Origin of the sequence: Arsenicibacter rosenii, assembly GCF_001870735.1 — a bacterium.
GTDB lineage: Bacteria > Bacteroidota > Bacteroidia > Cytophagales > Spirosomataceae > Arsenicibacter > Arsenicibacter rosenii.
This window is the reverse complement of sequence record NZ_MORL01000056.1, coordinates 1-5,954: the sequence shown is the minus strand read 5'-3', so window position 1 is coordinate 5,954 and position 5,954 is coordinate 1. Positions and strand designations below refer to the sequence as shown.

Annotated in this window: 4 protein-coding genes; all 4 read right to left on the bottom strand. The window is 54.7% G+C overall.

Going from position 1 to position 5,954, the window contains the following annotated elements; genetic code table 11:
• On the bottom strand, positions 1–2,564 hold a 2,564-nt coding region (locus BLX24_RS29320), incomplete at its 3' end, for a beta strand repeat-containing protein (protein WP_143092871.1).
• A 409-nt stretch (positions 2,565–2,973) separates the two neighbouring features.
• Positions 2,974–3,414: a DUF5011/hyalin repeat domain-containing protein gene (locus tag BLX24_RS29315; RefSeq protein WP_071506779.1), complete on the bottom strand. Its 441-nt coding sequence runs from the start codon at positions 3,412–3,414 to the stop codon at positions 2,974–2,976.
• Positions 3,415–3,644: 230 nt separating this feature from the next.
• On the bottom strand, positions 3,645–5,363 hold the full coding sequence (locus BLX24_RS29310; protein ID WP_071506778.1) for a choice-of-anchor Q domain-containing protein: 1,719 nt from the start codon (positions 5,361–5,363) through the stop codon (positions 3,645–3,647).
• Between the two features lie 23 nt (positions 5,364–5,386).
• Positions 5,387–5,905: a hypothetical protein gene (locus BLX24_RS29305; protein ID WP_071506777.1), complete on the bottom strand. Its 519-nt coding sequence runs from the start codon at positions 5,903–5,905 to the stop codon at positions 5,387–5,389.
• Positions 5,906–5,954 lie beyond the last annotated feature (49 nt).

Genomic DNA, 5,954 nt, shown 5'->3' with positions numbered 1-5,954 from the left:
CCTGCGATGGTCAGCGAGCCGTTGGCGGGATTGCAGGTGGTGAGGTCGGTGGCCGACACACTCAGGGGCGGCTGACCGGTGGCAATAGCAAATGTGCCGCCGTTGAGGTTCTGCACCAGCCCGCCGTTATAGCTGATGCCGCTGCTGCCCGCCGAGCGCTCGATGATGGTGCCGGTGTTTGAGAAGGAAGAAGAACCGGAAATCATAGCATTCCCCGGGCTGTTGATCAGCGCCTGGCAGCCCTGATTGTCGAAAACGCCGCCAGTCGTAATCGCATTACCTGCTGCACTGGTGCCGATAGTAATCGTCGCCTGATTGACAACGCTGCCGGCAGGAGTATTATACAAACCAATGCTACCCGTTCGGTCGATCTGAATGCTTCCTGCGGCCGTATTGATGAACGACGCATCATTAAACAAACCATACGACCCTACATTGGCTACTGCCCCAATGACAATGGTCGCTGAGTTGCCGAAGCTGCCACGATTATATAGCCCATAGTTACTGGTCCGGTCGATCTGAATGCTTCCTGCGGCCGTATTACTGAACGACGCATCATTAAACAAGCCATACCCCCCTACATTGGCTACTGCCCCAATGACTATGGTCGCCGAGTTGACAAAACTACTGTTATCATCATTATACAAACCATAATTACCAGATCGGTCAATCCGGATGACAGCTCCGGGCGTATTACTGAACGACGACACATTATACAACCCATAAATACCCACAGAACCCGTATTACCCAACACCAGCCGACCCTCGTTACGCACCAGCCCGCTATTGGAAAACCCTCTGGTAAATCCATTGTAGGACTTACTGCCATTAATACTCAGGCTACCCACATTGCTGATCGTAAGCGAAGCGCCGCTTTGCACTTCCACCGAATTTGCAACCGCCGTGGTACTCAGCACGGGGGAATAGGTGGTGCCGGCCGGAATCGTTACATCGTCGGTGGCGGTGGGTACGGTGCCGGCCGACCAGTTGGCGTCCGTGTTCCAGTCGCTGCTGATGCACCCCCGCCAGAATTGACCGGTTGCGGTAATGAGCAGGCCCTGGTTATTGGTGATGGTGAATGTGCCCCCGTTGAGGTCCTGCACCAGCCCGCCGTTGTAACTGATGTTGCTGTTGTCCGCCGAGCGCTCGATAATGGTACCGGTGTTGGAAAAGGAAGACGATCCTGTAATCACGGCATTCCCCAGACTATTGATCAGCGCCTGACAGCCCTGATTGTCGAAAACACCGCCATTACTGATCGCATTACCTGTTACACTGGCGCCGATGGTGATCGTCGCCTGGTTGAGCATGGATGAGTTGTTAGATAACGCAATATTAGTAGTGCGGTTAATGGAGAGACTGCCACCCGCTACGTTGCTGAAAGATGATGAATTCGATAAGCCTGCATACCCTACTCCGGCGAGGGTTCCGATGGCGATGGTCGCCGAATTGATAAAGTTGCCACCGTTAACCAACCCTGTATTATCCGTTCTGTCAATGGAGATACTGCCACCCGCTACGTTGCTAAAGGAAGATTGATTCGATAAGCCTGCATACCCTACCCCGGCGAGGGTTCCGATGGTGATGGTCGCCGAATTGATAAAGTTGCCACGGTTAACCAACCCTGTATTATCCGTTCTGTCAATGGAGATATGGCCACCCGCTACATTGCTAAAGGAAGATTGATTCGACAATCCGTAAAATCCGGCGCCGGGGACTGTCCCGATAGTAATGGTCGCGGCATTGAGAATGCTGCCCGGGGATTCGTTTAAAAGCCCTGTATTACTACGGTCAGTGGTAATGCTGCCGCCCGCTATGTTTTGGAACGAGGCCTGATTGTGGAGTGCAAATGATCCTATAGCAGCATTAGAGCCAATACGCATCGTGCCTCCGTTACTAAAGGTGCCTGACCTGTTAAATAGGCCTGTGCTACTGGTGCGGTCAATGGTAATAGTACCACCCGCTACGTTGCTGAACGAGGCCTGATTTTCGATTCCCCACGGTCCTGCCCCGGCAATTGATCCGATACGGATGGTACCCGCGTTGACGAAGGTACCGGCACTGTTAGAGAGTGCCCGGCTGCTTGTCCCGTCAATGGTAATGTTGCCGCCCGTCAGATTGCTGAAGGAAGACACATTCCACAGGCCGGCCTGAGCCGTATTGCCCGCCGATAATGCTCCCTGATTGACCACGGTTCCACTGTTGAAGAAGGAGATGGTGTACTGTAAACTATTAATAGTTATTGTTTTCGCACTAGTAATACTCAGACTGCCACTGCTGCTGATACTGAGTGAAGCGCCGGGTTGCACTTCCACAGACTTAGCCGCAGTCGTAGTACTCAGCACGGGCGAATAGGTGGCTCCGGCCGGAATGACTACATCATCATCGGTGCCCGGAACTGCCGTCAGTGACCAGTTGGCGGCCGTGTTCCAGTCGCTGCCGGTTTGGCCCGTCCAGGTATTTGTCGTCTGGGCAAGGGCTCCGGAAGCACTAAGCAGCAGGAGCGCGAATCCAATAAGTATGGCCGCCAGGCCGGAAAGGGGATTGTGGTTTACTTGATTCATCGGAACAACGAGTAGTCGGTTTGAGCGTGAATATGACGGGTGCACAGGTACGGGTAGTGTCAGCCCGCGATCAGGCAGCAGGACAGGTAAGAGCATGGCAGAAAAGGGTTAGATTACTATCAGCAAGTTCCGGCCTGATCGCTGCTAAGGCACAAGCTATTCGTTCAAAAATGTTTGGCTGGGGGTCATGCGTAAAAAAAACTTCGTGTATTGGTGCATTTGTGTGCTGATATTTGAAATAAGTATACTTATTGGTGCTTTGTATCGTCTTCAGGAGCGGCTGCTTTTTTCAGGAAGTACAGCGGTCTGTCCGGCGTTCAATCGGTGTACCAACCCTGAAAAAACTTAATACCAAAAGCCGGTGAACAGGCCAACAGGCAGGTACACCGGCTTTGACCTGCCAGAACGGTTACGGGCAACTCCGGCCCACGCTCACCGTTCTGGTCACCGGCGTGCTGGTGCCGCAGCTGTTGGTATAGGTGGCCGTCAGGGTATAGGTCCCCGCCTGCTTCACGTTCAGCCCGACGGCATCGTGCATAGCGCCCTCGCGGTAAACCGTGCTGAAGACATAGCCACCGGTACCGGTCATGGTGAACGAGGTGGCCACACCGCGACCCGTCAGCCTGACCGGACAGGCGGACTCATCGGCAGTGAAGCTCAGAATCTGCGCCGGTGGCGGCTGGATACCGCCCACGACGACCTGCCCGCTGGCCATAGTCGAGCAGATACCCAGCGTGCAGGTAGCCGTCAGCAGACTGGTGCTGTTACCCGCCGTCAGGGTGATCATAGCCGTTGTGGCGCCGGTTGGCCACAGGATTTGTCCGCCACAGCCGCTGGCGGTGAGATTCACCGATTGGCCGGGACAGACGGTAGCCGAGGAGACGGTAAACGGCGGCAGGCTGAAGTTCTCCGTGACTGACAGATTATTGCTGATAGCGGTACAGCCGTTAGCACCCGTCGCGGTGACCGAGTAGGTACCGGTCTGACTTACACTAATCGTATTGGTGGTCTGGCCGGTTGACCAAAGCAGGGCCGTGGCTGATGCCGTAGCCGTCAGCGTCAGCTGTGGCTGGGTACAGGTCAGCTGATTGCTGAAATACTGACCGTCGGGCTGGTATTGTCCCGTGAGATGGTCAGGCTGTTACTGACGGCCGTGCAGCCGTTGGCATTGGTCACCGTCACCGAGTAAACGCCCGTCTGGCTGACGGGCAGCGTCTGGCCCGTGCTGCCGCCACTGTTCCAGCCCAATGCCGTGGCCGAAGCCTGAGCCGTCAGCGTCAGGCTCGGGTTTGTGCACGAAAGCGTGGCCGACGGGGCAGCGGTGACCGTGACTGACGGCTTGGTCAGCGTCAGGCTGGCGGTTGTGGCCGAGGCGATACCGGTCAGGGCAGTTCCCGACTTATACCACTGATAGGCGGGTGAGCTGCCTGTTACGCTGACACTGATCACCACGGTAGTGCCCGCGCAGATAACTGAACTGGCAACGGGTTGCTGCACAATCTGAGGCGGTACTCCGTTCGGGTTTTGATACTCGACAGCTCCCATGTCAATACGGGTGCCGGTAATGCGGGCGCTACCGGTCAGATCAGTGGCGGGCAGTGCCGTTTCTGAATAGGGTCCGTCCGTAACGGTGATACTGAGCGGATTACCCGCATTGATGGCCGGTGAGCAAGCGGCTAAGGCTACCGATGTAGCTGCTATAAACGGTGAAGTGGTGGTGGTGATATTACCCGGCCCGTTGCTGTAGCCCGTTACCGTATTATCGAAAAGCGAATAGCTCGCCGTGACGCTGCTGTTGTTGATATTGTTTATTGTCTTTTCTCCGCCGTTATTCCACAATACTGAGTTAGTCAGTACCAGGTTATTGAAGTTGATACTATATATGGCCCCGCCACTGCTTGCCGTATTGTTTTGCAGTACGCAGTTAGTTAATACCGGGCGGGCGTTGTTACTGTTGTAGATAGCTCCGCCGTAACCGCTGCCGTTGATTCTGCCATCGTCGACAGCCGTGTTGTTTTGTACGACACAGTTGGTTAGTCTGGGGGTGCTGCTTACACTGTTAGTGATTGCTCCGCCGTAAGAGGCTTGATTATTTTGGAGTAGGCAATTGATCAAACCCGGGCTGGCATTATCGAGATTAAAGATGGCTCCACCGTTATCAGCCTGGTTATTTTGTAGCACGCAGTTAATCAGACTTGGACTATTGAGGCGCTGGTTTAAGATTCCTCCACCAAAGATACCAGCGCCACCAACACTACTATTATTAGCATTACCCCCTGTAATGACAAAACCATTGAGTATCGCTGTGTTTGTAAGGCTCAGGCTGGCAGGGTTGTTAATGACATGGTAGCTATTGTCATTGCGGTTTGTGAAGTTGGGGCCGTCATCTCCGTTCAGGTCACCGCTGAGTGTACTGCTACCAGGCGTACTAAAGCGGCCGGTAGCAGATACCGGATTGACAGTCGGGCGCTGGCTGAGAGCCGTTTCGGTACCTGCAAAGCCGCCGTAAATTGCCACCCCTGCCTTCATGGAGAAGCTGATATCACGGTTTGTCGTAGTGGTAGGCTTGTATACACCAGACGCCACCCAGACCTGATCGCCGGCTTGGCTGGCGTCAATGGCCCCCTGTAAATCGGTGGTGCTGGTGGCCCAGCTGGTGGCAGCGGCCGGTGCGGTGGTGCCGGTCATAGAGACGTAGCGCGTAATCTGGGCCCTGGATACCGTGCAGAATACTATGTTTAACAGCAGGCTGCACAGCATAACGGTCAGCAGGCGGAAATTTGTATAGAATAGATACATGCGTTGGTCTTGTTTTCCGGATGTTATTGGGTTATGCTAATGGTTTGGTCTGCCGACGCTCCGGCGGGGAAATAGAGGCTGTAATAGTCGATGCGTTTTTTCGGGTCGAAATGGCAGCACACATGCAGCGACTGCCGGCTGGTATGTCCGTCGGTAAACTGCAGATCGGCCAGACAATAGGAGATCACGTAGACCCCCGCCTTGCCCATGAGTGGTAATTGCTCGCGGCTACGGACCGGCAGGTGGGTAAGCTGGCTGAGCTGGAGCAAGCTGACGTGGTTTTTTTGCCGCCACCGCGACCAGTTAGCCAGGACTACGGCCTTCTTCTGATAGGCCGGTCCGCCTTCAGAGGGAATAAATACAACATCGTCGGCCAGCATACCGCCCCAGGCCTCCATATCAAAGTCCGCCTGATAGGAGAGCGCCTTCTGAGTAAGGACCACATAATCGTCGGAAGCGATGGACAGGTCGTCTGCGTCGTCGGTCGGGGTTGTCTGGCAGGAAAAGAGCCAAAGTGGAAATACCAGCCAAAGGAGTTTCATCAGTTGGTTGCGGTTAACGGTTTACGGGCAATTGCGGTTAACGGTTACC

Coding starts and splice junctions, on each gene's coding strand:
- BLX24_RS29310 (WP_071506778.1), bottom strand. CDS start 5,363: ATGTATCTATTCTATACAAATTTCCGCCTGCTGACCGTTATGCTGTGC.
- BLX24_RS29305 (WP_071506777.1), bottom strand. CDS start 5,905: ATGAAACTCCTTTGGCTGGTATTTCCACTTTGGCTCTTTTCCTGCCAG.